General features: G+C 59.8%; 2 protein-coding genes. Both read right to left on the reverse strand.

The window, feature by feature from the left end; translation table 11 throughout:
- Window positions 1-366 precede the first annotated feature (366 nt).
- Window positions 367-1,443 carry a site-specific integrase gene (locus QJT78_RS50820; protein WP_049810374.1) on the reverse strand — a complete coding sequence of 359 codons (1,077 nt, stop codon included), beginning with the start codon at window positions 1,441-1,443 and terminating at the stop codon, window positions 367-369.
- Window positions 1,444-1,453: 10 nt separating this feature from the next.
- Entirely contained in the window at window positions 1,454-1,708 is a 255-nt protein-coding gene (locus QJT78_RS50825; RefSeq protein WP_038953565.1) for a tyrosine-type recombinase/integrase, read from the reverse strand.
- Window positions 1,709-1,829: the final 121 nt, after the last annotated feature.

The raw sequence follows: 1,829 nt of genomic DNA on the forward strand, positions 1-1,829 counted from the left end.
CGGTCGTCAGGCGGTGAAAAGCCGAAGGCAATCCTGTGCGCCTCGTCAGACAAGATGTGCGGCCGCATCAATCGGGCCCAAAAGCCGCACTCTCACGAATAGGACGGGCTAGACACGCGCAAAGCCGATCTCCAGTCTTGCGGCCCAGATACGGATGGCAGTTGACCAGCGCGTCGATTGGGGCTTCTTCCCACGAGCGGAACAGACCCCTGCCCCTCGGGAGGTTGACGGACACGCGATTCCATGGATCAGCGTTCACCGTGCATCTTCAGGCAGCATTGGTGCGGCGTAGACTTGATGTCCGACTTGAGTCCGCAAGTTGATGCAAAGCGGACCGGCATTCTGCGCCAATCATGGATGAATGCGCTAGTCCTTTATGTATCCCTGAACGATGGCCTGATAACTCTGAGCCGCGCTCAGGCTTGATGCGCGATTGTAATGAGCCTCGGTGACACTATGATTCGTGTGATGAAGCAGAGCGCTGGCGAGGTGGGGATTGGCGCCGCCAAGGATTGCCGCGCTGGAAGCGATTGAGGTTCGGAACAGATGCGGGCTGACGGCGACGCCGACGGTGGCACGTGTGGTTTCGGTGATGACGCGCTCGACCCCGGCGTAGCTCATGGGCGCACCATCGTTTGACGAAAGCCACAAAGCATTGGTGGCCGACTGATCTGCTCCCGTCAGCACCGGCCTGTAGCACCTGAGGTAGCGAGCAAGGGCCGGCTGGAGCAGATCATCCACCCGCCGCTCGTCCGGACGATTCTCTTTGGTGTCTGACGCCGACAGCGCGATCCACCAGGAGTTCTTGATCTCAACGAGGCTACGTCCGATTTCCAGGGTGGCAAAATTTTTCAACCGAATGGGATGCATGGCGAGCATCGTCACCATCAGTCCGTCGCGGACCTGACGCGCCCGCCCAAGTTTTGTCATGTCACGGGAAGCGTAAGCCTCAGTGATCAAAGTCAAACCTGCTTCGACCAGGACTTCGGTCAGCACCCAACGGTCGGACTTTGAACGTGGCCGCATCACCAAAGCGAGGTCCTTTTCGATCTCGGCCAGCCAGGACAGGTCACGGGTTGGATCGATGAGTTCGCAGGCGCGACGCAGCTTGTAGATCGATCCGTAGGCTGTCACCGAGCCGACGCGGCTGTTCAGTTCCGCCAAATGGGCGTCGACACCCTCTCGCGTTACATGGCCGCCCGCCGCCTTGTTCGGATCGAGCAATCCCCGTCGGTTCATGCAATCGAGGAAGTAGCCATATCGCCGCCTGAGATCGTCACGGGTGATCAGCTTCAGGTGACTGCCAGCGCCGCCGCGCTTCAGACGCTGGCTGGGCTGGCACGCAGAGATCCAAGCGTTGCGGTCTGCCTCGGGCCAAAGCTCGATCGGGAGCGATCGGATCTTAGTCTGGATTGATGATGCGACCGGCGCGGCTGGTGTCAAGGTTAGCCCCTCAGGCGGCGTCGTCGAACTTGATCTGCGCACGGATCATCTTGCCGAACGCCTCATTGGCCTGCGTCGTCTCCAGGCCGCAGTAGAAATTTATCGTGGTCTGGATACTGCGGTGGCCGAGCAGACGCCGCACGACCTCGTATTCGCCTGGGCGGTGCTTCAGGTAGATCGCCGCGCAGGCATGGCGGAACTGATGGACCGTCACCCGCAAGCCTGTCGCCTTTTGAATGCGTTCGGTGATTTGCGTACTGAACATGTTCGCCGTCTTCCCCGCGGGTCACTTCAAATTCCTCCGGGTGTGGTCAGTCAAATTCCTCCACCCGCGAGGCAGGACAAGGGACTGTTAGTTTGAGTTTGTTTCCCGGGCAAGAGCTTCA

Source organism: Bradyrhizobium sp. Mp27 (assembly GCF_029953005.1).
Classification (GTDB): Bacteria; Pseudomonadota; Alphaproteobacteria; order Rhizobiales; family Xanthobacteraceae; genus Bradyrhizobium; species Bradyrhizobium barranii.